At 51.3% G+C, this 23296-nt stretch carries 20 protein-coding genes and 1 riboswitch; of the genes, 6 read left to right on the forward strand and 14 right to left on the reverse strand.

The window, feature by feature from the left end:
- Positions 1-61: 61 nt before the first annotated feature.
- Genes gatB through gatC form a run of 3 tightly spaced genes read right to left on the reverse strand, consistent with a single transcriptional unit; the run spans position 62 to position 3249 of the window.
- Positions 62-1492, reverse strand: a complete 1431-nt coding sequence (gene gatB, locus KNO68_RS07880) for an Asp-tRNA(Asn)/Glu-tRNA(Gln) amidotransferase subunit GatB (protein ID WP_215112290.1) — start codon at positions 1490-1492, stop codon at positions 62-64.
- A 12-nt stretch (positions 1493-1504) separates the two neighbouring features.
- The gene (gene gatA, locus KNO68_RS07885) at positions 1505-2947 is read right to left on the reverse strand and encodes an Asp-tRNA(Asn)/Glu-tRNA(Gln) amidotransferase subunit GatA (RefSeq protein WP_215112291.1); all 1443 of its coding nucleotides are present in this window, start codon (positions 2945-2947) and stop codon (positions 1505-1507) included.
- Between the two features lie 11 nt (positions 2948-2958).
- Positions 2959-3249, reverse strand: a complete 291-nt coding sequence (gene gatC, locus KNO68_RS07890; RefSeq protein WP_012727041.1) for an Asp-tRNA(Asn)/Glu-tRNA(Gln) amidotransferase subunit GatC — start codon at positions 3247-3249, stop codon at positions 2959-2961.
- A 214-nt stretch (positions 3250-3463) separates the two neighbouring features.
- On the opposite strand from gatC, the gene KNO68_RS07895 reads away from it, so the two are divergent.
- Complete coding sequence (locus KNO68_RS07895; protein WP_078147404.1) at positions 3464-5167, forward strand: methyl-accepting chemotaxis protein; 1704 nt, start codon at positions 3464-3466, stop codon at positions 5165-5167.
- Positions 5168-5207: 40 nt separating this feature from the next.
- Here the strand turns inward: KNO68_RS07895 and KNO68_RS07900 are convergent, their stop codons facing one another.
- From KNO68_RS07900 to KNO68_RS07910, 3 genes are all read right to left on the reverse strand, one after another.
- Entirely contained in the window at positions 5208-6569 is a 1362-nt protein-coding gene (locus tag KNO68_RS07900) for an alanine/glycine:cation symporter family protein (protein ID WP_031422696.1), read from the reverse strand.
- Positions 6570-6985: 416 nt separating this feature from the next.
- A complete protein-coding gene (gene bcp / locus KNO68_RS07905; protein WP_074036111.1) occupies positions 6986-7423 on the reverse strand; it encodes a thioredoxin-dependent thiol peroxidase in 438 nt (145 codons plus the stop codon).
- Between the two features lie 13 nt (positions 7424-7436).
- Positions 7437-8240, reverse strand: a complete 804-nt coding sequence (locus KNO68_RS07910; protein WP_215112292.1) for a hypothetical protein — start codon at positions 8238-8240, stop codon at positions 7437-7439.
- A gap of 171 nt (positions 8241-8411) precedes the next feature.
- On the opposite strand from KNO68_RS07910, the gene pruA reads away from it, so the two are divergent.
- Positions 8412-9956 carry an L-glutamate gamma-semialdehyde dehydrogenase gene (pruA, locus tag KNO68_RS07915; RefSeq protein WP_159562777.1) on the forward strand — a complete coding sequence of 515 codons (1545 nt, stop codon included), beginning with the start codon at positions 8412-8414 and terminating at the stop codon, positions 9954-9956.
- Between the two features lie 314 nt (positions 9957-10270).
- Here the strand turns inward: pruA and ribH are convergent, their stop codons facing one another.
- From ribH to KNO68_RS07945, 5 genes are all read right to left on the reverse strand, one after another.
- Positions 10271-10735 carry a 6,7-dimethyl-8-ribityllumazine synthase gene (gene ribH / locus KNO68_RS07925; RefSeq protein ID WP_214757768.1) on the reverse strand — a complete coding sequence of 155 codons (465 nt, stop codon included), beginning with the start codon at positions 10733-10735 and terminating at the stop codon, positions 10271-10273.
- Positions 10732-11916, reverse strand: coding sequence for a 3,4-dihydroxy-2-butanone-4-phosphate synthase (gene ribB, locus KNO68_RS07930; protein WP_215112294.1), 1185 nt, complete (start codon positions 11914-11916; stop codon positions 10732-10734). The genes ribH and ribB overlap by 4 nt, the downstream gene beginning before the upstream one ends.
- Positions 11916-12557 (reverse strand): riboflavin synthase, encoded by a 642-nt coding sequence (ribE, locus tag KNO68_RS07935; protein ID WP_214687305.1) that lies wholly within the window; start codon positions 12555-12557, stop codon positions 11916-11918. The genes ribB and ribE overlap by 1 nt, the downstream gene beginning before the upstream one ends.
- Complete coding sequence (ribD, locus tag KNO68_RS07940) at positions 12557-13621, reverse strand: bifunctional diaminohydroxyphosphoribosylaminopyrimidine deaminase/5-amino-6-(5-phosphoribosylamino)uracil reductase RibD (RefSeq protein ID WP_215112295.1); 1065 nt, start codon at positions 13619-13621, stop codon at positions 12557-12559. The genes ribE and ribD overlap by 1 nt, the downstream gene beginning before the upstream one ends.
- 152 nt (positions 13622-13773) lie before the next feature.
- Positions 13774-13916, reverse strand: a riboswitch (FMN riboswitch).
- An 80-nt stretch (positions 13917-13996) separates the two neighbouring features.
- Entirely contained in the window at positions 13997-14809 is an 813-nt protein-coding gene (locus tag KNO68_RS07945; RefSeq protein ID WP_074036102.1) for an undecaprenyl-diphosphate phosphatase, read from the reverse strand.
- Between the two features lie 452 nt (positions 14810-15261).
- On the opposite strand from KNO68_RS07945, the gene KNO68_RS07950 reads away from it, so the two are divergent.
- Positions 15262-15903: a homing endonuclease associated repeat-containing protein gene (locus KNO68_RS07950; RefSeq protein WP_074036101.1), complete on the forward strand. Its 642-nt coding sequence runs from the start codon at positions 15262-15264 to the stop codon at positions 15901-15903.
- A gap of 45 nt (positions 15904-15948) precedes the next feature.
- Here KNO68_RS07950 and KNO68_RS07955 read toward each other — a convergent pair whose 3' ends face one another.
- The gene (locus KNO68_RS07955; protein WP_215112296.1) at positions 15949-17628 is read right to left on the reverse strand and encodes a sensor domain-containing diguanylate cyclase; all 1680 of its coding nucleotides are present in this window, start codon (positions 17626-17628) and stop codon (positions 15949-15951) included.
- 286 nt (positions 17629-17914) lie between these two features.
- Positions 17915-18748: a DegV family protein gene (locus KNO68_RS07960; protein WP_215112297.1), complete on the reverse strand. Its 834-nt coding sequence runs from the start codon at positions 18746-18748 to the stop codon at positions 17915-17917.
- 161 nt (positions 18749-18909) lie between these two features.
- On the opposite strand from KNO68_RS07960, the gene KNO68_RS07965 reads away from it, so the two are divergent.
- The 3 genes from KNO68_RS07965 to KNO68_RS07975 all read left to right on the forward strand — a co-directional run bounded on the left by KNO68_RS07965 (position 18910) and on the right by KNO68_RS07975 (position 22752).
- Positions 18910-19608 carry an ABC transporter ATP-binding protein gene (locus KNO68_RS07965; protein ID WP_215112298.1) on the forward strand — a complete coding sequence of 233 codons (699 nt, stop codon included), beginning with the start codon at positions 18910-18912 and terminating at the stop codon, positions 19606-19608.
- Between the two features lie 12 nt (positions 19609-19620).
- Complete coding sequence (locus KNO68_RS07970) at positions 19621-21942, forward strand: ABC transporter permease (protein ID WP_215112299.1); 2322 nt, start codon at positions 19621-19623, stop codon at positions 21940-21942.
- A gap of 84 nt (positions 21943-22026) precedes the next feature.
- Positions 22027-22752: a hypothetical protein gene (locus KNO68_RS07975; protein ID WP_031422677.1), complete on the forward strand. Its 726-nt coding sequence runs from the start codon at positions 22027-22029 to the stop codon at positions 22750-22752.
- 207 nt (positions 22753-22959) lie between these two features.
- Here KNO68_RS07975 and KNO68_RS07980 read toward each other — a convergent pair whose 3' ends face one another.
- Complete coding sequence (locus KNO68_RS07980) at positions 22960-23286, reverse strand: thioredoxin family protein (RefSeq protein ID WP_214733876.1); 327 nt, start codon at positions 23284-23286, stop codon at positions 22960-22962.
- Between the last annotated feature and the right edge of the window lie 10 nt (positions 23287-23296).

A 23296-nucleotide genomic window follows, 5' to 3' on the forward strand; every position in this document is an offset into this window, starting at 1 on the left:
TGATTCTCTCCCCTATGCTCAACTCGAGCGAACAGCGAGACACAAGTGTCTCGCCGCCTGCTTAGCGTTTCGCGATCTCTTCGTGGAACAAGCCATCGAGGAGTGCCGGGTTCGCCATCCCTTTCGTCTGTTTCATGATTTGGCCGATGATGAAGCCTTTCGCACGGTCTTTCCCGTTCTTGAAGTCTTCGATCATTTGCGGATGCGCCTCGAACAATTCGAGGATGTAGCCACGGAGCAAGTTCTCGTCCGAGATTTGGGCGAGTCCGTTCGCTTCCACATATGCTTTCGGCTCAGCACCTTCTTCCATCATCGCCGTGAAGACACGCTTCGCGATTTTCGATGAAATCGTCCCTTCCGCAATCAAGCGGATGAGCTCAGCGAGTGATTCCGGTGTCAACTTCATCGTCTCGATCGTTTCATCCGACTTGTTCAAGTGACCGAGCACTTCACCCATGAGCCAGTTCGCTGCCGCTTTCGGCTCCGCACCGGCCGCTGTCGTCGCTTCGAAAAAGTCCGAGAACTCACGCGTCGACGTGAGGGCTTTTGCGTCGTATGCCGAGAGACCGTATTGGCTCATGTAGCGTTCACGACGTGCTGCTGGCATCTCTGGAATCGTCGCGCGGATGCGCTCTTTCCATGCCTCATCGATTTCAAGACGGACGAGGTCCGGTTCTGGGAAGTAACGGTAGTCCGATGCCCCTTCTTTGACACGCATGAGAATCGTCTTTTTCGCCGCTTCGTCGTAACGGAGCGTCTCTTGACGCATGACGCCACCTGAGAGAAGCAATTTGCGATGACGCGTCTCTTCATAGTCGAGTGCCTTCAAGACGTTTGAGAACGAGTTCAAGTTCTTGAGCTCCGTCTTCGTACCGAACTTCTCTTGCCCGAATGGACGGACCGAGATGTTACAGTCACAGCGAAGTGACCCCTCCTCCATCTTGACGTCCGAGATGCCAGCAAACGAGAGGACTTCTTTTAAGCGCTCGAGATACGCGACCGCATCTTTCGGTGAGCGCATGTCTGCTTCACTGACAATCTCGATGAGTGGTGAACCGCTCCGGTTGAAGTCGATGACCGAGTGCTTCTCGTCCGTATGGTTCATCTTCCCAGCATCTTCTTCCAAATGCACGCGCTCGATGCGGAATCGTTTCATCTCTCCGTCGACTTCGACGTCGACGTGACCGTTTGAACCGATCGGCTTATCAAACTGCGAGATTTGATACGCTTTCGGCGTGTCAGGGTAGAAGTAGTTCTTGCGGTCGAACTTCGTATCTGTCGCAATCTCACAGTTGAGTGCCATTGCCGCTTTGATGGCGAGGTTGACCGCTTCTTCGTTCAATTTAGGCAAGACGCCCGGGTGTCCGAGACAAATCGGACACGTCTGTGTATTCGTTTCGGCACCGTAAGTGCGTGAGCAGCCACACCAAATCTTCGACTTCGTGCTCAGCTCGGCGTGCACCTCGATCCCGATGATCGTTTCAAAGTTCATCGTACGTCCTCCTTAGAGCTGTGGCATCTTGAAACCGCCGTTTGCTTGTTCAAAAGCATGGGCCACGCGGTAAAGTGTTGATTCATCAAAGTAGTTCCCGATAATTTGAAGACCGACCGGAAGTCCTTCTGAAAGACCTGCCGGAACCGAGATAGCCGGGATACCGACCAAGTTGACCGGAATCGTCATGATATCGTTCGCATACATCGTGAGCGGATCGTCGAGCTGTTCGCCGAGTTTGAACGCTGTCGTCGGAGCAGTTGGTCCAACGATGGCATCATACTCTTCGAACACTTTCGCGAAGTCCTGCTTCATGAGGGTACGGACTTGTTGGGCTTTCTTGTAGAACGCATCATAGTAACCAGAGCTGAGGGCATAAGTCCCGAGCATGATCCGGCGTTTGACCTCGTCCCCGAACCCTTGTTCACGCGAATATGTGAACACTTCGTCGAGCGTGTCCGCTTCGGCGCGACTTCCATAACGGATACCGTCGAAACGAGCCAAGTTCGAAGAAGCTTCTGACGACGCGAGCAAGTAGTACGCCGAGAGGGCATACTTCACAGACGGAATCGAAACCGTCTCGATTGTCGCACCGAGAGACTTGAGCGTCTCGATCGCTTTTTCAATCTGTTCACGGACGCCAGGTGCGACACCTTCTGCCATGAACTCTTCCGGAAGTGCGAACTTCATGCCCGTCAAATCCTGGTTGAGCGCTGCCGTATAGTCCGGCACTTCGACTTCAGCCGACGTCGAGTCCATGTCGCAATGACCCGCAATCGTATTCAATAAGTAAGCATTGTCTTCAACGGTACGCGTGAGCGGGCCGATTTGGTCGAGTGACGACGCGAAGGCGACGAGACCGAAACGTGAGACGAGACCGTATGTCGGCTTCATCCCGACGACACCACAATATGCGGCTGGTTGACGAATTGACCCACCCGTATCCGAACCGAGGCTGAAGAGGACTTGCCCAGCTGCGACCGATGCCGCTGAACCGCCTGAAGAACCTCCTGGTACACGAGTCGGGTCCCATGGGTTGCGGACCGGTTTGAACGCCGAATTCTCGTTTGATGAACCCATCGCGAACTCGTCCATGTTCAACTTTCCGATTGTGACGGCACCGGCATCATGAAGACGCTCGACGACCGTCGCATCGTGTGCCGGGACGAAGTTCTCGAGGAATGTCGAAGCACATGTCGTCCGCATCCCTTTTGTGACGATGTTGTCTTTCACACCGATCGGCATCCCAAAGAGCGGATTGTCTGATGTTTTCGCAAGCTCATCCATGCGCTTCGCTTGCTCGAACGCATCCTCATTGAGCGTCAAAAACGCACCGATTTGATCATCCGTCGCTTCGATGCGATCGAACGATTCTTTGACGAGGTCCGTGACCGTGACTTCGCCTTCTTTTAATAACGTATGCAGTTTCGCTACACCGTGGTCAAATAAACTCATGAAAGGCCTCCTTACTCAAAGACCGCAGGGACACGGACTTGACCGTTCTCCCAGTCAGGTGCCATCCGTTCGACTTCTTCACGTGGAAGCGATGGACGGACCTCGTCTTTGCGTAGTACGTTTTTCAAATCTAGGGCATGGGTCGTTGGTTCGACACCCGTTGTATCCAGCTCATCGAGTTGCTCGGCGAACTCGAGAATTTTTGTCAATTGCTCCGTGAAGTGCGTCACTTCTTCATCTGTGATCGCAAGTCGGGCAAGTCCGGCGACGTGCCGAACTTCAGCTTCTGTAATACGAGCCAAAATTCCCACCTCCAACAGTTTTCAATACATCGTTCATTATCATACCACTTTTTCATAAGACAAAAAAGGAAATCTATCTTGTGAGAAAATGTCTCCTTTTTAAGAAACTAGGGGAATCCATCTCGAATATTGACCCGCTTTCGAAATCAGCTATACGGTTGATGTGCGATTCTGATTATGCTAAAGATAGAAAAGTTTCGTAAGGAGGAATCGTATGTCGATTCGGAATAAACTCATCACTGCGTTTAGCATCATGTTTGTGCTGCTTCTTGGTGTAAGCGGTTACTCTTGGTATGCCTTGAACGCATCAAAAGCAGCCCAGGAGGACATGATCGTCTCTTGGGTACCAGGAATTGACCAAATCCATCAAGTGGATAAGCAATTGCTTGAAATTCGCCGTCATTTGATTCGTCACGCACTCGTCGAGGACGCGGTGACGAAACAAAATATCGAGCGAGACATTCAAGCATCCGTCGCCATCTTAGAACAACGGATGGACGGTTATGAAGCCACGATTATCATGGAAGAAGATCAACAGCTCTTCGATCAGGCAAGCTCGAATTGGACTGACTATCAAGGCGTGATGAGTGAACTCATCCGTATTTCTAACGAAGAAGGAAGTGCTGCCGCAGAAACATATATTCGCGATAAAGCGGATGCAAGCGCTGACACGCTCTCGAACTCTCTCGGTCTACTCGTCAACTTGAACCGGGAAGAAATTCAGACGGACACAGCGGCGGCGGCTAAGTCGTTTGAACAAGTACAACTCACACTATTCATCGTCCTCGGGATCGCGGCTGTCATGACGATCCTCATGATGCTCTTCATCTTCCGCTCCATCTTTGAACCACTTAAAGAGTTCAAGACGAAGATGCGTGAGCTCGCCACGAGCGAAGGCGATTTGACGACGTCAATCCCTGTGAAGCGCCGCGACGAGTTCGCCGGACTCGCACGCGACTTTAACCAGTTCATCGCCAACTTACGTCAGTTGATTCTTCAAGTGAACGACGTGACGACTGGCGTGACGAAACAATCAACCCATATGTACGAAGAGTTGAAAGAACTTGATACGTACATGACGACGACCGCTGCGACGACAGAGGATTTGACCGCCGGTATGCAACAGACGGCGGCGAGCGCTCAAGAGATGAACGCTTCCGCCTCGGATATGGAGCGGACGATTCATCATATCGTGACGATGGCCGATGAGCGGAAAACCGAAGCGAGACAAATCGATGAGCGTGCCCTCTCCCTCAAGTCACATGCGGTGGAGGCGAAAGAGAATGCCATCAGCGTCCTTCAGTCGACACGCACGAACTTGGAGAAAGCGATGCAAGATGCGAAAGCCGTCCGTGAAATCGCGACGCTCACGAACGACATCCTCGACATCGCCGCACAGACGAACCTCTTGTCGCTCAATGCCTCGATCGAAGCGGCACGTGCCGGAGAGGCCGGACGCGGATTCGCCGTCGTCGCCGACGAGATTCGAAAACTCGCCGAGACGAGCCGGGCGACCGTCGAACGAATTCAAGTCATCTCGACGACCGTCCTTCATTCGGTCGATCATTTGAATGAAAGCTCAGGACAGATGCTCCACTTCCTCGACACGAACGTCTTGAAAGATTATGACCAACTTGAAGAGGCAGCCGGACAATATAGCGAGGACGCAGGTCGCTTTGAAACGACTGCGACCGAGTTTGCCGCCGCTGCCGGGGAGCTCGAACAATTGACATCGAACATGATTGGTGTCATCCAGGACGTTGCGACGACCGTCAACAACGGAGCGCTCGGTACGCAAGAAATCGCTGAAAAAGTGACGATGTCCGTCGAACGTTTCGCCGAGTTGAACCATGCGACGGAACAGTCGCAACAAAAGATGGAAGAACTCGATTCACTGATTCGCCAATTCAAGGTATGACAAAAACCCGCCGACACGTGCTGTCCGGCGGGTTTTCTCATCAAGCGGCAGAGGACTGCCCTTCTTTTTTCCGTTCGAGTTCGAATCGTTTCGTCTCCGCGACGACCACACCGGAGAGGAACAAGAGTCCAATCAAGTTCGGGATGGCCATGAGACCGTTGAACACATCCGAAATCGACCATATCAAATTCAAGTTCGTCGTCATCGCACCGAGCCCCGCGACTAAAATATAGAGGACACGATACGGGACGATCACTTTTTCACCGAGTAAATAGTACGCTGAACGTTCGCCGTAATAACACCAGCCGAGGACGGTCGAATAGGCGAAGAAGACGAGCGAGATCGTCACGATGATTTCACCAATCGGCCCTAAGAAGTAAGCGAACGAGGCTTGCGTCAAGGCAATCCCTTCAAGCCCTTCCGTATATTGACCGCCCATGACGATCGTGAGTCCCGTGATGGAACAGACGATGAGCGTGTCGATCAACACTTGTGTCATCGAGACGAGTGCTTGACGTCCCGGGAAATCGGTCTTCGCTGCCGCAGCCGCAATCGGTGCAGATCCAAGTCCTGCCTCGTTAGAGAACACACCGCGCGCGACCCCGTAGCGAATCGCGGCACCTAACGCGCCCCCACCGATGGCTTCGGCACTGAAGGTGCTCGAGAACATCGTCGACAAGGCACCTGGTACCAATTCGAGGTTCATGATGAGAATCACGAGCCCGCTTCCGACATATGCAAAAATCATGAACGGGACGAAGATTCCGACGACTTTTCCGATTGATTTGACACCACCTAAAATGACGAATGCCGTGACCGCCATCATGACGATCCCTGTCACAACCATTGGGACGTTGAACGAGTTGTTCAAGGCGAGACTGATCGAGTTCGTTTGGACCCCGTTCCCAATCCCAAAGGCTGCGACCGATGCAAAGACGGCGAACAAGACGCCGAGCCATTTTTTCTTCAAGCCGTGTTCTAAGTAGTACATCGGACCCCCGGCAATCTCACCGCGTTCATCGACGACACGATATTTGACCGCCAGGATGGCCTCCGCATATTTCGTCGCCATCCCGACGAAACCAGATAACCACATCCAAACAACGGCACCCGGTCCCCCGAGGACAATCGCCGTCGCGACACCGACCATGTTTCCGGTACCGACCGTGGCCGCCAATGCCGTCATAAGTGCTTGGAAATGCGAGATGTCCCCACGTTGCTTTTTCTTCGGTTGTTCTGGTTTTGGTATAAATGCCTCTTTCAGACCGACCCCAAGTCGCGTCACTTGGATAAATCCGAGACGGACGGTCAGGAAAATCCCTGTCCCGACGAGTAATATGAGTAAATGTGGCCCCCAGACGAGATTGGATAAACTCGTCAGCCAACTTTCAATTTGATTCACCGTGTTGCTCTCCTCCTACGTTCTTGATTTGAGCGCTCTCCCTATATTTTTCAGAACATTCACAAGCGAGTCAAGGTACACCGCCTAAAGAAAGCGTTTTCAAAACGTTATATTATTGTAATATTTTCCCTGAACCCTTGTATCTAAAAGAATCTTAAAATTTATTTCGAAATATGATTGTAATATATATTCAACTGCATGAGCCCGGATTTCATGATCAATACGAACCGTTAATCGATAGACTACATCTCAATCAGAAATGGAGTGGTTGCAACTGTATAAAGCACGCTCGAAACGGCTTGATAGCAACGACCAATTACGGGCAGGCGAGACTCTTAAGGGAACAAAAAAGACTGTAGACCCATGCGTTGTCTACAGTCTGAAACCGTTCATGACCTTTCCTTCAGTTTCTCGTTTTACGAACGAATGGCAGCCACGACTTCTTCGACGTGACCTTTCACTTTGACGTTGCGCCACTCTTGTTCGATATAGCCGTCCTCGTTGATCAAGAAAGTCGAACGGACGATGCCGTAATATTCTTTCCCGTAATTTTTCTTCAACTGCCAGACGCCGTAAAGCTCGGACACTTCATGTTCCTCGTCCACGAGTAAATCAAATGGGAGGTCATTCTTGGCGATAAAGTTTTGATGTTTCTTTTGACTGTCGGCCGATACCCCAAGGACGACCGCGCCTTCCATCTTCGGCAACGCATCGCGGAAATCGCATGCCTCGGTCGTGCAACCAGGTGTCGAATCTCGAGGATAGAAGTATAAGACGACTTTCTTACCGAGATAGTCCTTTAATGAAACCATCTCTCCGTTTTGGTTCGGTAATGAAAATGTTGGTGCGAGCATCTGCTGTTCCTCCTTAGCCAAACGATGGGTCGACAAGTTGTTCGTCATAGCCATCGATCGCTTCTTCTAATTTTGTCTTTAACGGGTCAAGCACTTCGATATACTCGACTGGATCTTCCGTTGCAGCCGCTTTTCGGAGCGTCTCCTCGTTATCGGTGAACCACGTCTCATACGCTTTGAAATAGTCGGTCATGATGGTTTGGTTCTCCTCGACCGTCAACGTTTCCGCCATGAGCAGGAAGACGTTATTGTCTGCCTCGAGCGCCATATAGTCCGTCTGTGCGTTGACTTGGTCATAGATCGGACCAGCCTCATCTTCCGGAATCTCAGCGAGACGGGCGTTCGCTTCGGCATTCACTCCGTACTCGTTCGCCTGGACACCGATGAGTAACTCTCCGACCTCGGCAATCACGTCTTTTGGTAAAGCGACCGGTGTGATGACGAGTGACCACTCATCCCCTTCCTTCACAGCGATTTTACTGAGTCGGTTCGGGAGCGGGTTCCCTTCTTCATCGATCATCTCATGGACAAGGAACGCCACGTCTTCCTCTTCGTTGACCCAGCTCTTATAAATCTCACCAGGAGACAATTGACGGGTGACGGCACCAGTCGCCGGAATCTCGGTCAACCGGCCAGCATAATCAATTGATGCGAGTGCCTCGGCGTCTCCAGACTCGAGTGCCGTCTGATAGTCTGCGTACACGTCCGTGACAGCGTCCGGCAATGCGCGGTCTGTCTCTTCTACCACCGTCTCTTCCTCGTTTCCACATGCCCCGAGCATGAAGACGAGGAGTAGCGGAATGAACCATTTTTTCATGTTGTTCGTCCTTTCTAAAGCCGTGTTCTCCCCCATCCTATCACGTCTCGATTTCTTGCTCCAATGCCATGTGTTTCTGGAAAATTGTTTCACTAGGATTTCTACGATAATTTCGATACAATACAGACGTAAGCGCTTTAACGCTCAACATCACTTTAAGGGGGAACGAGAATGATTCCATACAAACATGAACCATTCACAGACTTTACACAAAAAGAGAATGCCGAAGCAATCCAAGCGGCAATCGAGAAAGTGAACGGTGAGCTCGGGAAAGACTATCCGCTCGTAATTGGTGGGGAAAAGGTTACGACGGAAGGTAAAATCACGTCTTACAACCCGGCTAACAAAGAAGAAGTGATCGGTCGCGTGTCAAAAGCGAACCAAGAGCTCGCAGAACGTGCGATGCAAGAAGCACTCACAGCATTTGACTCATGGCGCCATGTCGACCCGGCTGTCCGCGCCGACGTCTTGTTCAAAGCAGCGAACATCGTCCGCAAGCGTAAGCACGAGTTCTCGGCTTACCTCGTCAAAGAAGCGGGTAAACCGTGGAACGAGGCAGATGCGGATACAGCGGAAGCAATCGACTTCATGGAATATTATGCACGTCAAATGCTCGAACTCAAACCAGGCAAGAAAGTGGAGAGCCGCCCAGGCGAATACAACCGGTATGACTACATCCCACTCGGGGTCGGGATCGTCATCAGCCCATGGAACTTCCCATTCGCAATCATGGCCGGTACAGCAGTTGCGGCCATCGTCGCCGGTAACACAATTCTCTTAAAACCAGCTTCGACGACGCCAATCGTCGCTGCGAAATTCGTCGAAGTGATGGAAGAGGCAGGTCTTCCAAAAGGCGTGCTCAACTTCATCCCGGGACCGGGTGCAGAAGTCGGGGACTATCTCGTCGATCATCCGAAAACACGCTTCATCAGCTTCACAGGATCGCGTGATGTAGGACTCCGCATCAACGAACGTGCGTCTAAATTGAACGAAGGTCAAATTTGGCTCAAACGCGTGATCGCGGAGATGGGTGGAAAAGATACGATCGTCGTCGACGAATCAGCCGACCTCGAGCTCGCTGCACAATCGATCGTGAAATCGGCATTCGGTTTCTCTGGTCAGAAATGTTCGGCTTGTTCACGTGCCGTCATCGTCGACAGCGTGTATGATACGGTACTCGACCGTGTCGTCGAACTCACGAACGAACTCTCTGTCGGAAACACAGAGAAGAACGAACACTTCATGGGACCAGTCATCGACGCATCGGCCTTCAAGAAGATCACATCGTACTTCGATGTCGCAAAAGAAGAAGGACGCATCGTCGCAGGTGGGAAAGCAGACGATTCAACAGGCTACTTCATCGAGCCGACTGTCGTCGCAGACGTCGACCCGAAAGCACGCCTCATGCAAGAAGAGATTTTCGGACCAATCGTCGCCTTCACGAAAGCGAAAGACTTCAAAGAAGCAATCGATATCGCGAACAACACAGAGTACGGCTTGACAGGGGCGGTCCTCACACGTGACCGTATGAATCAAGAATACGCTCGCCAAAACTTCCACGTTGGGAACCTTTACTTCAACCGTGGTTGCACAGGCGCAATCGTCGGCTATCAGCCGTTCGGTGGATTCAACATGTCAGGTACGGATTCAAAAGCAGGTGGCCCGGATTACATCCAACTCCACATGCAAGCGAAAACAACATCTGAAACGTTCTAATCAAAAAGGAGACGCTCCCCCGAGGGGACGTCTCCTTTTTAGTGTGCTTTAAATGTCTGCTCGAACATGGTGACGATTCGAGCCGTAAGCGGGATGTCCTCTCCTTTTCAGTCCTTGGTTGTACCCCGTTCCGTCCCAACGTTCGTGATGATACAGTGTGATGGGATAGGCCATTTGAATGAAGTAATTCTGAGGGACTGTGTTTGTAAATCCTTCAACATTTCGCCGTCGACACGCACATGGTCGCGCATGAACACCCATTCCTGGTCGGACAGATCCATTTGAAAAACCGGGTGGTCGCCACCCGGTTTTGATTAGACTTGCTTTAACAGATTGGCCATCTCGATGGCAGAAGTCGCCGCTTCCCACCCTTTGTTGCCTGCTTTTGTTCCTGCACGCTCAATCGCCTGTTCAATCGTCTCCGTCGTCAACACACCAAAGATGACAGGGACTTCGGATTGATAGCTCGCCTGGGCGATCCCTTTTGCCGCTTCGTTACAGACGTAATCAAAATGCGGGGTCGCACCACGAATGACGGCTCCGAGCGTGATGACCGCGTCGTATTGTTTGCTCATCGCCATTTTTTTCGCGACGAGCGGAAGCTCAAATGCTCCTGGGACGAAAGCGAGCGACACATCCTCTCCCTTCACTCCATGACGTTTCAAGGCATCCTTCGCCCCGTCAAGCAGACGCATCGTGATCAAGTCGTTGAACCGTCCGACGACGATTCCAATCTTTAAGCCTTCTCCAACTAAGTTTCCTTCAAATGTATAGGTCATGTCCATGTTCCTCCAATATGATTCATTTTGAGTTGTTTCGTCAGGCGATACGATTCGTTCGCTTCATGCGCACCGACATGAATCGGAACGCGTTCGACGACTGTGATGCCACATGATTCCAAGGCATCGACTTTATCGGGGTTGTTCGTCATGAGCCGGACACGGGTGACGCCAAGATCACGAAGCATCGCCGCGCTCACCCGATAGTCCCGAAGGTCCGGATGAAACCCTAGTGCCACGTTCGCCTCGACCGTATCCAATCCATTCTCTTGAAGAGCGTACGCCTTCAGTTTGTTCAACAGTCCGATGCCTCGCCCTTCTTGACGCATATAGAGCACGATGCCCGATTCCTGCTCGATTCGTGCCATCGCCGTGTCCAGTTGCGGACCGCAATCACATCGGAACGAACCGAAGACGTCACCGGTCAGACATTCGGAGTGAATGCGAACGAGCGGGACCTCCTCAAGTGTCTCCGTCACGAGCGCCACATGCTCTTCACGGTCCATTCGATTCTCATACCCTATCATGCGAAACGTTCCTTTTGAGGAAGGTAGGGACACGTCCGCAACACGTGTGACGAGGTTCTCCTCCATATATCGGACTAACGCTTCGATAGTGATGAATGCCAACCCGTGGCGTTCAGCGACTTGTACCAAATCAGGTACGCGTGCCATCTCCCCGTCCTCTCGAATGATTTCACAGATGACCGCGACCGGCTCACTTCCTGCGAGTCGCGCCAGGTCGACAGACGCTTCGGTATGACCTCGGCGAACGGAGACGCCTCCCTTTTTCGCAATGAGCGGGAACAGATGTCCCGGACGTTGAAAATCGGATGGACGGGACGATGGGTTCGCTAACTCACGAACGGTGTGAGACCGTTCACTCGCCGAGATGCCAGTAGTCGAATCGATATGGTCGACACTGACCGTGAAGGCGGTACCGTGTGGGTCTGTACTGTTCGTCACCATCGGCGCGAGGTCGAGACGAACCGCCACTTCTTCTGCGATGGCGCTACAGACGAGCCCTTTCCCTTCCGTGATTAAAAAGTTCATCGTTTCCGGTGTCACCTTGTCACCGAGTACGACAAAGTCCCCTTCATTCTCACGGTCCTCGTCATCCACGACGATGATGGGACGCCCTCGTCTCAGTTCCTCAATCGCTCGTTCAATCGAATCAAACATTACCATCCCGCCTTTCCATATCCTTGTTCTGCCAAGGACTCGAGCGTCATCTTCGACTGCCCGACGACCTTTTCCATATATTTTGCCAACAGATCACATTCTAAATTGACTACATCACCCGTCTGTTTCATCCCAAGCACGGTCTCGCTGTATGTGTGTGGAATCAAGGACAAGGTAAACCCACGCTCTGACACGTCAAACACGGTCAAACTCGTCCCATCTACACATATCGAACCTTTCGGGACTATGTAGGAAAGGAGCGCACGATCACATTGGATGTCGATATAGACGGCATTCGCGAGCGGTCGTTTCTTCGTGATGCGCCCGACCCCGTCGACATGTCCGGATACGAAATGTCCACCAAAACGTCCGTTCGCCGGCATCGCCCGTTCGAGATTGACTTGTGTTCCCGGCTTGACCCCATCTAGGCTCGACGCCTTCAACGTTTCTGGCATGACATCGACAGAGAACGTCGCGTCATCGAACGTCGTCACCGTGAGGCAGATCCCATTCACGGCAATGCTGTCCCCGAGCTTCACATCGTCAAGCACTTTCACAGCGGACAAGACGAGTCGTAAAGATGGTCCGTTACGCTTGACCGCTTTGACCGCTCCGATTTCTTCTACGATTCCCGTGAACATCAGAGCGCCCCCTTTCGAAGGACGACTTTCAGGTCGGGTCCAATCGTTTCGACCTGATGAATCGTAAAACGGGATATCCCATCGATCGTCCCTTCCTGCTGTGAGCGATAGACGCCATGCTTCCCACCGAACACCCGTGGTGATTGATAGGCGACCCATTCATCCACGTAGCCTCCGTCAAGAAGTGAGGTGACAAGCGTCGGTCCGGCCTCGATCAACACACGCCCAATCCCATTTGCGTATAGCGTCTCAAGAACCGTGCCGAGTGACGTATAATCGAATAATTCGATACCGACGGATTGAGCTCGTTCACGTCGTTCTGCCTCATCTGACGAAGTGAAGAGGAGCACCGGAACGTCTTCGGCGGTACGTGCTAACGTACTAGCGAGCGGTAACCTCAGGTCACGGTCGAGCACGACTCGTTTCGGCTGTCGCGTCACGCGGTCCAATCGAACCGTAAGCGATGGGTCATCCGCGAGTACCGTTCCAATCCCGGTCAAAATCGCGTCGACCGTGGCACGAAGTTCATGCACATCACGACGGGCTTCCGAACTCGTCACCCATTGACTCTCCCCCGTCTCTAAGGCAACTTTCCCATCGAGGCTCGTTGCCGTCTTCAAGATGACGTATGGTCGTTTCGTCTCAAGCGACCGCAAAAATGCCGGATTCAAGGCACGCGCCTCTTCCTCAAGCAGACCCACATCGACTTCGACACCGGCCGCTTGCAGGCGCACGATCCCATTGCCTGCGACGAGTGGATTCGGATCTTTCATGGCGACGACGACACGTTTGATGCCCGATTCTACAATCAAATCGGCGCACGGTGGTGTCTTACCGTGATGCGAGCACGGTTCGAGCGTGACATATAAAGTCGCCCCGGATGCAGCCGCACCGGCCATTCGAATCGCATGCACTTCAGCATGTGGTTCGTCCGCCTTAAGGTGGGCACCCATTCCGACGATACGTCCGTCTTTCACGAGAACGGCACCGACGAGTGGATTGACACCGGTCTGTCCATCGGCTGATTTCGCCAATTGAATGGCCTGTTCCATGTACTGTTTCATCGTTCTCCCTCCTTTTTCCGTACAAACAAAAGACCCTAAGGAGCAGTCCTTAGGGTCTTGGTGGGAGGGTTTCGTCAAATTTTGGCAAGCCAAATAAACGTTTTCTATACAGAAAAGCGTACGACGAAGCACAGGTCACGTGGACCTGTTTTTTGTTCCTTCTCCCATCCAGACTATACTGTCGGCTCTAGAGTCTCACTAGATCCACCGTTCGCACACGTGCGCCCGGGTCACGGACTTAGGGCATAGGCCCATCACCGCCGGTTGGGAATTTCACCCGACCCCGAAGGAATATTTGTTTGTACAGGTTTACTGTATCGCAATTGTTTTTATTTCGCAAAACAAAAAACGCTACTCGTGAGAGTAGCGCCTCGATTATGCGAGAAAGAGGACGACGAGAAGCCCGACAATCCAGCAGTAATATGAAAAATACTTCAATTCGCCTTTTGCCATGATGTGCTGGAACCACTTCAATGAAATGGCCGTCAACACGTATGATGCGATAAATGCCAAAAGGAGCGGACCGAACAAGTCACGCGTGTCTGGGTTTGTGAACAACGTCGGACCATCCAAAATCATCGTGCCGAGACTGATTGGAATGAACAGGAAGAACGAGAATCGAAGCGCCGACTCCTGTTTGATTCCGAGGAGCATCGCCATGACGATAGTCGCCCCGGAACGGCTGATCCCAGGAATGAGCGCCACGGCCTGAGCAAGTCCGATCAATACGGCGTCACGTAGCGTAATGCCACCGTCGCCCTTGTTTCCTCGCATATTCCGGATGAACCAGAGGGCGAGTCCCGTAATGATGAGTGTATAGCCGACTGTCGCCACGCCACCGAGCACCTCGGCGATCCAGTCACCAAACAGGACACCGAGCACACCAGCCGGAACGGTCGCGACAAGTAACAGCCCGATGAACTTCACGTCGACCATCGTCTCATCCGACCGGTCTTTCTTAAATAAAAACGTCCACAAACTCATGATAAGACGAACGACGTCTTGACGATAGATTGTTAAAACCGCAAGAAGCGATGCAAAGTTTACGAAAACTTCAAATGACAATCCCGGCAAGTCAATGTTAAATAGTTCTTGGAAGATGACAAGATGTCCGCTCGATGAAATCGGGATGGGCTCTGTGAACCCTTGAATCAATCCAAGTAACGTATAAAATAACCAAACTGTCATAGTGATGATCCTCTTTTCTGTTTTTCACTCAATGCGGCTATTTTAGCAGAATCGGTCTTTCATTGACCAGCCATTAAAATTTTTTTGCCGTAATTTCAATATTTGATTGATTAGTCTGAAAATTAAATTTATTATAGAAGGGTACTCATCTGGAGCGAAGGCGATGACCCCAACTCTCCAGCTGGGTACTTTTTTATAAAAATATTACAAATTTGGGTGATTAAAACTTTATGTTTACATTTCTCTCGAAATTCGATTTAATTTGTAATAGAACTGTTACCATTTTTTGAAATTATCAACTGCGACTTTAGTCCTATCCAATTCCTAGGAATTGTTTAAAATTTTTCAAAATCACGTTAATAAATCCGAAAAACAATCCGATAGTATGATTGTAGGAGCATTTTTTTATCTTTCTCGGTTCAGATTTGAGTCCACGGAAGGAGGAACCATCATTGAATCAAACGCTATCCACTAAATCCCATCACTTGTCTACCGAACAGCAAAGGATGATCCATTGCATTCGTCTTCTCGGGGACTTGTTGAAGGAACGTCCACGCCGTTCTGTCTATCGCCGCTTCGCAATGGAACAGAATTGGCCGTCTCCTGAGTCGATCATTCGTCAGTTCGGGTCATGGGCTGAGGCACTTGCCATCGCAGGCTATGAATGGCATGGAGAGTCAACCGTCGAATTGCCAGACAAAATGCCGAAGTATACACGCGAGGACATCATCGAGACGCTCGCCATTTATTCGCGAGACATGGGCTCGATCATCACCTTGAAGAAGTATCAGCAATGGCGAAAGCTCCATCCGAAGGCACCGAGCCATTACCATATCGTCAAAACGTTCGGTTCGTGGCATGATGCCTGTGCCGAGGCAGGACTTGAGGCGAGTGTGACCTATTCGAAAACAGAACTCTCGAACGCTCTTCGTGAAGCCATTCAAGAAATGGGCTTCTCGCTCTCATTTGAAGCGTACCGTGAATGGGCAAAACGCAACAACAAACCTTCGACGAAAGCAATCTTGCATCGCTATGGCTCCTGGTCAGCCGCCGTTCATGCGGTTGAATCTGAACTTTATAATACGAACTCATAATCATTTCATACGAAAGGAGGATCCACCATTTTGGGGATCCTCCTTTCATCTGACTTCAGTCGATAGATCATGATAGTGGGCGACACGATCTCGCCCGTTGAATTTTGCCCCGACATACATGGCCCGGTCCGCATGTCGCAAGACCGTATCGAGGTCTTCATATTCATAAATCGTTTCAATCCCGATACTCGCTGTCACCGTGATACGCGTCCCTTCCGTTCCAAAATCATGGCGCTTCAAGGCGTCTCGTATCTTTTCACCGATCAGATGGGCGGCCGCCTCATCCATTCTCGGGAAGACGAACACGAACTCCTCCCCTCCATAGCGCGTCACCAAGTCCGTCGCTCGAACATTGCGAGTAAAGAGTTGACCTGCTTCAATCAACACCTCGTCCCCGAACGCATGTCCGTACGTGTCGTTGATCGACTTGAAGTGGTCCAAATCGATCAAGAAGACAGAGAGTGGATAGGACGCCACATCGTTCAAACGTTCTTTCGTCCAACGGCGTAGCGCTCGCTGATTATGCAATCCCGTCAACGGATCCGTCAAGCTCTCATGTTGCAAACGGTTGCGTTCGTCGATGCGCTCGATGGACCACGATAACGTCTTGAGAAGACGGTTCACTTCAACCGCAATCGGGGTCTCGTATGCCCCGTTTGCTGTCGTCGATACCATGCAGCTGACCGCAGTTTCCGCTCCCCAAACGGGTTGAATGACGAGCGCCGAATGATGTAGTTCTTGTTGCTGTTGCTGCAATTCGGGATGCCATTCATGAAGCGAGTCATAGACGAAACATGGCTCATCCTCATCTTGATAGCGTTCAATCGTGAAGGCATCTGGCACACTCGGGATGACGCGACCGGTCATATCATAAAACGTCCGCTCCCCGTTTCGGTTGACCTGCAACCATCCACGTTCCACTTCGACGATATCACGTAGACCGTTCCAAAACTTCTCAATCAACAGTTGCTCGCTGTCCACTCGGTACAGCTGTTCTTTCAAGCGTTCGACTTGGTCGACTCTCGATTTGGTTTCTTCCGTCTCCGTCGCTTTCGACATCGTCATCTTTAGGACAGATAGTACGAAGAACGTGACGATGAGCCCGACATAACCGAAGATGAGATACGACTCGATGGCAATCATCGCGAACAGTAGTTCGAGTGATACGACAAGCCAGTCAAAGCGAATCAGTCGCCACATAATCGGGAACGGGATCCGTTCTCCAACCATGAAGTAGGATAAAGCAAAACTCATCGTCAGGACGAGGAACAAGGTCCCTAAAAACGCCAACATGGCCACGCCTTGTTGCATCAAATGAACGGGCTCTCCGATTCGTCCACCGAGCGCGATATAGGCGAGCCCTGGCAACAAGACGAGTAGACATTCAATCACCGTGTTGAGCGGATAGAAATGAAGGAACCGTCGACGCCCGACGCGACGATTGAAGGCTCGCGCCTGAAACGTGAAGAGGAGCAGTTGCCCCATCAACAGGGCGGGTGCGAGCCCATATAAGAAGAATGTGATAAAGACAAACATCTCATGAAACGTGAAGTGAAGATGCCTGCGCTTTAAGGGATTCATGACGAACAGTGCCCCAAGCGTATAGATGAACCAAAACAACGGCCAGTCGAACGCCTCAAGGTTTTGGAAAGTCAAATACGTCACTCCCGTGAAGACGAGTGTCCACGCGAGCCAGCTCCGAACTAGGTACTTCCGAAATCGCATCGTCTTCTCCCCTTTTCTCGTTCATTTTTTCTAGTATGACCCGTATTGCAAAAACATTCCAGCAATTGTTTGAAAGTTGAGACAATGAAATATTGAAAGAATTCCCAATTCAATGTTTCGTTATGCTAAATGTCGGCAACGACTTGTATAAAGGGGGCTCACCATGGACTTTTCGCTATTTCTGATCATGTTTTTGTTCATCTACTCAATCACCATCACACTTCTTTATCTACGGAAACAAAAAAACACGTAAAAGGGCGGCCCCTCGCAGAAGGACCGCCCTGAATCATGATTTTGCTTTCAGATAAGAAATGCCGATTGACCCTGAGCCCGTATGCGCCCCGAGAAGTGGTGCGAGTGTATCGACCCGAATCGGAATCGTGTCACCGAGTCTTTGTTTCCACTCTTCGGCAAGTTCAGGGACATTACCATGGAAAATCGAGACGTCCTGACATTCGCCTGACTCGATTGCCGCACGAAGAACTTCGAATAAATGAGCTTGCGCTTTTTTATACGTCCGAACGATTTGATACGGGACAATCAATCCTTCCTCAAATCGGAGTACCGGTTTCAACTGAAGCATGTTCCCGATGAGCGCTTTCGATTTAGAGATTCGTCCGCCCTTTTGCATCTGCGTCAAGTTTTGAAGCGTCAACTCGATGCGGACGTCCTCAACGCGCGCCTTCATGTAGGCTTCCACGTCTTCAAGCGCATCGCCTCGTTCGACCCGTTCAATCAATTCCTCGAACATGAGTCCCATCGTATAGATGCCTGCCCGTGAATCGAAGGCGAGCAACTTGAACTCCGCAATCTCAGCCCCTTGAACGGACGCCGAATACGTTCCACTCAAATCCGACGATAAATGAATCGCGATGCCCATATCGTACTCTTCTTTCAATTTTTCATAGAGTGTGACGAAATCCCCGATCGCGGGCTGACTCGTCGAGACACGCTCTCCCGCGTCTATCCATTCATAAACCGTTTTCGCGTCGACCTCGATTCCATCTTTATACGGCTGGTCCCCTTTGACGACATAGAGTGGGACGATGTGGATGTCAGGATGTTGCGCTAATGCATCTGGAAGGACAATCGTGCTGTCCGTGATGTAAGCAATCTTCATAAAGAGTTCTCCCTTAAAAAAAGTTTTTAGTACCTGGTTATATTATTTTATCACAGGTGAAGCGGTTTCACTATTTTTTCAAAACATCCTGTGTGCAGCTCGTCCATTCATTTCTAGAAAAGGGTATACCATCTATAACGAATAAAGGAGGCGTGTGTGGCATGATCGAACTACGGGACGTCAGCAAAATCTATAAGACAGGTGACGTGGAAACGGCCGCCTTGAAAGACATCGACCTCACCATCCGGGATGGCGCGTTCGTCGTGATTCTCGGTCCGAGCGGGAGCGGGAAGAGTACACTGCTCAACGTCATCAGCGGACTCGACACGGTCACCTCGGGAAAAATCACGTTCGGCGACACCGTGCTGACCGACCTGTCCCCCGAACAGATGACGTCATTTCGACGCGACCATCTCGGCTTCATCTTTCAACAGTACAACCTTCTCCAAAACTTGACCGTCTATGAGAACGTCCAAATCGGATCCGACTTGACGAAAGATCCGTTGACGATTGATGAATTGCTCGAACAAGTAGGGCTCACATCGGCACGTGACAAATACCCCTATCAACTATCGGGTGGCGAGCAGCAACGAGTCTCCGTTGCCCGTAGCCTCGCCAAAAATCCGGCCATCGTCTTTTGTGACGAACCGACGGGATCGCTCGACGAAGAAAATTCGAAAAAAGTACTCGAACTATTGGAACGATTGAACGAGACGTATCAAAAAACGGTCGTCGTCATCACACACAATAATGGAATCAGTGAGATGGCGGACGATGTCATCAAGATGAACTCTGGTCGGATTGTGGAAGTGATCCATCATGAGACCCGGGTCGCGGCACGTGACATCCATTGGGGATAAGGGGATGGCGACATGCTGTATAAAAACGTCTGGAAGACATTGAGTCGGAAGTGGATGCAACTCCTCGCCATCGCCATCATCATCGTCATGAGTTCACTCACGTACACGATGATGTTCTATGGCATCAGCGGGATTGAGGTCCCGACCGAAGAGTATCTGGAAGAATCGAACCAAGAAGACTTTGCGATTGACATGCTCAATCGGGTGACGGAAGAAGAGTTACGCGACCCCGCTGTCGCCACGCTTGCGGAAACAGGAGCGTTCACATTGGCTGACATCAAACAAGCCGATGCGGAAGTCTTCAATCGTCTGATCGCATCGCGAATCGCCGCCGTCGAACAGGAGATGCCGGATGCCACGATTGAACTCCGTGATTTGAAAGCTATCACCTACACGTTCGATGACACCGAGCATCGGGGATTGATCGTCAAAGAATCAGACACGATTAACCGCTCCTACCTCGAGGCCGGTGATCGACCGAGCGCGAATGATGAAATCGCCCTCAATAAAAAATATGCAGAGGAGAACGGCATCGACATCGGAGACACAATCGACATCGGCAAACCGTTCACGGTGAGTGGATTTGTCCTCTTTCCTGACTACACGCTCCCACTCTTCGATGATAACTTCTTCAACTTGGACCCTGGTTCACAGACCCTCCTCTTGATGACGGATGAATCGTTCGAAACATTCGTCGGGCAAGAGTCGTTCCGGCTGTCCGGGGTGACCGATCAACCGATTAAGACCGACCTAGAGCTCCCGTTCGTCGTCTCGGTCATGGAAACGGAGAACATCATTCGAAGCGGCGCCATCTACAGCGAGATTTCATCCGGCAAGGCGATGGCGCTCGGACTCAGTCTCTTTATCGTCTCCATCGCTGTCATCATCGTCGCCATCCTGATCTCGAATATGCTCGAGGCGGAACGAGGACAAATCGGACTATTGAAGGCGATTGGCTACGATCGTCGTCAAATCGCCTCGCCTTACTTGGTGCTCATCTTGATCTTCGCATTCTTTATGCTCATCATCGGTTATTTCCTGGGACTCTATTTCGCGAACCCGTTGAAAGAACTCTATCTCGACTTCTATCTCTTACCGTCCATCACCATCGCCCAAAGTCCACTCGTGTTCGTGACAGCCGTGTTCGCCCCGCTCCTCTTCTTTGCGCTCGTCGCGGGAGCCGTCATCTATAAAATTATGGGAGAGAGCGCCCTCGCCCTCTTGTCGCCACGGGACAACGTCTCATTGAATCGACTCAGCCGATTCGTCAGTCGACTGTTGAAACGGGCGAGTGGCAAGACGAAGTTCAAATATTTGTATGCCGTCAAGAGCACGGGGAGTTTCCTCATCTTCTTTCTCGGGATCCTCTTCTCGACGATTCTCATCGTTTTCGCCCTCATGATGAACGGGGCCGTCGACCGTATGACCGTCGGTGGATTGAACGAAGCGGTGTATGAATACGAGGCGTATACAGACGGGGCACCCGTTTTAGAAGAAGGACAAGAACCGTTCCTCACCTATCCGTTCGCCTTTGTCGAAGATAAGCTGATCACCTTGAAGGGGCTCGACTTCGACAACACCTTGTTCCCCCTCCGAAACGAAGATGGGGATGCGTTGACACTCGAACCTGACGGCCTTGTCGTCTCTTCCTCACTCGCCCTGAAGCTCGGGCTCGACGTCGGTGAAGACATCGATGTCGCACTCGACGGGGACACGTTGACCTATCCCATCATCGGGATTGCCGATGAATTCTCCGGGGATTTCGCCTACTTGCCTCGGGCGACGTTAAGTGAACTACTCACGGACGGTTCGACGGATGACCTGTTCAACGGCATCTACGCGACGGAACGCCCGAACGAATCGGACTATCCGACCATCCTGTCACGTCAAGGGTTGATCGATCAGTCCGAATCGATCAATCAATATATGAATTTCATGATGAACGTCTTGATTGGCGGGGCGTCCCTCATCGCTTTCAGCATCCTGTTCGTCTTGACGGCGCTGACGGTCGAGAAGAACTATTACGTCATCTCCTTGTTGAAAGTGATGGGTTATCAAAAACAGGAAGTTCGCTCGATGATTCTGAACAGTTATTTCATCTATGCGCTCATCTCTGCCCTCTTGAGCATCCCGATCGCCTTGTTGACGCTGCGGATCTTCATCGTCGTCTTTGCAGAAGATTATGGGCTCGTCCTCCCGCTTGAATTCGAATGGATCTATATCGTCTATACGCTCGGCGCTGTCGTTCTCCTCTTCTTCATGAGTACGTTCGTCAGTCGACGGAAGATCGATCAAATCCCACTTCAGGAAGTATTGAAGACGTATCAAGAATAATTCATGCCAAAATAGGGCATAATAAAAGATAGACCAGGTCTCTCCTGAGGAGGGACCTAACTTTTGCAGAAAAGGATGATATACATGAATCGTACACAAGTTATGCTCGCCATTCCCGGAAACTGGTCTTCCGCAGAAGGTGTCAGCGAACAAATCAGTTTACATAGCGAAGGCTACACGATGGCCGGTCTGTTGTTGCTCGAAGATGAGACAGGCAAGGCGTTCACCGTTGAAGTCGTGGAACGTGACCCAGCCCTCGCCGAGGCGATGATTCACGCGAGTTCTGGCGGATTCACCCCGAAAGTGGCGAAAGGAATCGCCCGTCACACGCATGTCGTCTACTTGATTGTCGACGTCAACGATTTGACAGACGTCGCCGCGGCGCGTCGTGCCGCCAACGCCGTCTTGAACGCAGGTGGACTCGGGGTCATGGTCGAATCGGCAGGTGTCGCTTACTCGAAAGACGAGTGGCAAGAGTCAAAAGAAGAAGATCTCGCACTCGACTACTCGCTCCTCACGGCCATCACAGAAGAAGAGAACGCCTATATGTCATGGGGAATGAAAGCGTTCGGTCATGCGGACGTGGCCGTACCGATGACCCTCGACATTGAAGATGCCATCCACGTGATCCATTCGTTCAACTTCCACCTCATCTCCGGTGGCGCGATGTTCGGCGACGGCGACCATTTCGCCTTCGAGGACGGGCGTGCCTTCACGGTCGAGATGGGAGAAGACGAGCGGACGACCATCGACAACTTATTGCATAACCCGTTCGGTTTGATTTACCTCGTCCCACAAGCAGCAGAATAAGAAAGAGGCTGGACATAACCCAGTAGATTCATAAGAAAGAGGCCTCCGTGAGCGAACAAGTCGCTCACGGAGGCCTCTTGTCATTTTTATGGTTTCGCGCACGCGTTTCGGACTAAAAAGAGGGGTCCTGCCACCGAGAATCGGTGACCGGTCCCCTGTTTTTATCACAAATCTTTAAAATCGGCCAGTTATGTCCCAGCCTTCTGTTCATGCTCGTCTCATTTCTTGCATGCGTTCGAGTTGATGCGTCAGTTCGCCGATTGGCACGAATCGTGCCCGGCGAAGCATTTCTTTCCCGTTGATGAAAAAGAGGACGACCGGAACGGTGAAGATGGAGAAGGCGCCTGCGACTTCCGGCACCTCGTCCGAATCCACCGCGACCGCCTCGATTTCAGGGAACTCTTTGAGCATCTCTTCGATTTGAGGTTTCAGCGCATGACAGACACTGCATCCCGGATGTGACACGTAGACGAGCAGCTGTTCCGTGCTCGCAATCCGTTCATTCAATCCAGTCAAGGTTGTCATTGCTTCCATCTTACATTCC

It is taken from the genome of Exiguobacterium sp. s75 (genome assembly GCF_018617145.1).
In the GTDB taxonomy this organism is placed as follows: Bacteria; Bacillota; Bacilli; order Exiguobacteriales; family Exiguobacteriaceae; genus Exiguobacterium; species Exiguobacterium profundum.

Coding starts and splice junctions, on each gene's coding strand:
- gatB (WP_215112290.1), bottom strand. CDS start 1,492: ATGAACTTTGAAACGATCATCGGGATCGAGGTGCACGCCGAGCTGAGC.
- gatA (WP_215112291.1), bottom strand. CDS start 2,947: ATGAGTTTATTTGACCACGGTGTAGCGAAACTGCATACGTTATTAAAA.
- KNO68_RS07895 (WP_078147404.1), top strand. CDS start 3,464: ATGTCGATTCGGAATAAACTCATCACTGCGTTTAGCATCATGTTTGTG.
- bcp (WP_074036111.1), bottom strand. CDS start 7,423: ATGCTCGCACCAACATTTTCATTACCGAACCAAAACGGAGAGATGGTT.
- KNO68_RS07910 (WP_215112292.1), bottom strand. CDS start 8,240: ATGAAAAAATGGTTCATTCCGCTACTCCTCGTCTTCATGCTCGGGGCA.
- pruA (WP_159562777.1), top strand. CDS start 8,412: ATGATTCCATACAAACATGAACCATTCACAGACTTTACACAAAAAGAG.
- ribH (WP_214757768.1), bottom strand. CDS start 10,735: ATGACCTATACATTTGAAGGAAACTTAGTTGGAGAAGGCTTAAAGATT.
- ribB (WP_215112294.1), bottom strand. CDS start 11,916: ATGTTTGATTCGATTGAACGAGCGATTGAGGAACTGAGACGAGGGCGT.
- ribE (WP_214687305.1), bottom strand. CDS start 12,557: ATGTTCACGGGAATCGTAGAAGAAATCGGAGCGGTCAAAGCGGTCAAG.
- ribD (WP_215112295.1), bottom strand. CDS start 13,621: ATGAAACAGTACATGGAACAGGCCATTCAATTGGCGAAATCAGCCGAT.
- KNO68_RS07945 (WP_074036102.1), bottom strand. CDS start 14,809: ATGACAGTTTGGTTATTTTATACGTTACTTGGATTGATTCAAGGGTTC.
- KNO68_RS07955 (WP_215112296.1), bottom strand. CDS start 17,628: ATGCGATTTCGGAAGTACCTAGTTCGGAGCTGGCTCGCGTGGACACTC.
- KNO68_RS07960 (WP_215112297.1), bottom strand. CDS start 18,748: ATGAAGATTGCTTACATCACGGACAGCACGATTGTCCTTCCAGATGCA.
- KNO68_RS07965 (WP_215112298.1), top strand. CDS start 18,910: ATGATCGAACTACGGGACGTCAGCAAAATCTATAAGACAGGTGACGTG.
- KNO68_RS07970 (WP_215112299.1), top strand. CDS start 19,621: ATGCTGTATAAAAACGTCTGGAAGACATTGAGTCGGAAGTGGATGCAA.
- KNO68_RS07975 (WP_031422677.1), top strand. CDS start 22,027: ATGAATCGTACACAAGTTATGCTCGCCATTCCCGGAAACTGGTCTTCC.
- KNO68_RS07980 (WP_214733876.1), bottom strand. CDS start 23,286: ATGGAAGCAATGACAACCTTGACTGGATTGAATGAACGGATTGCGAGC.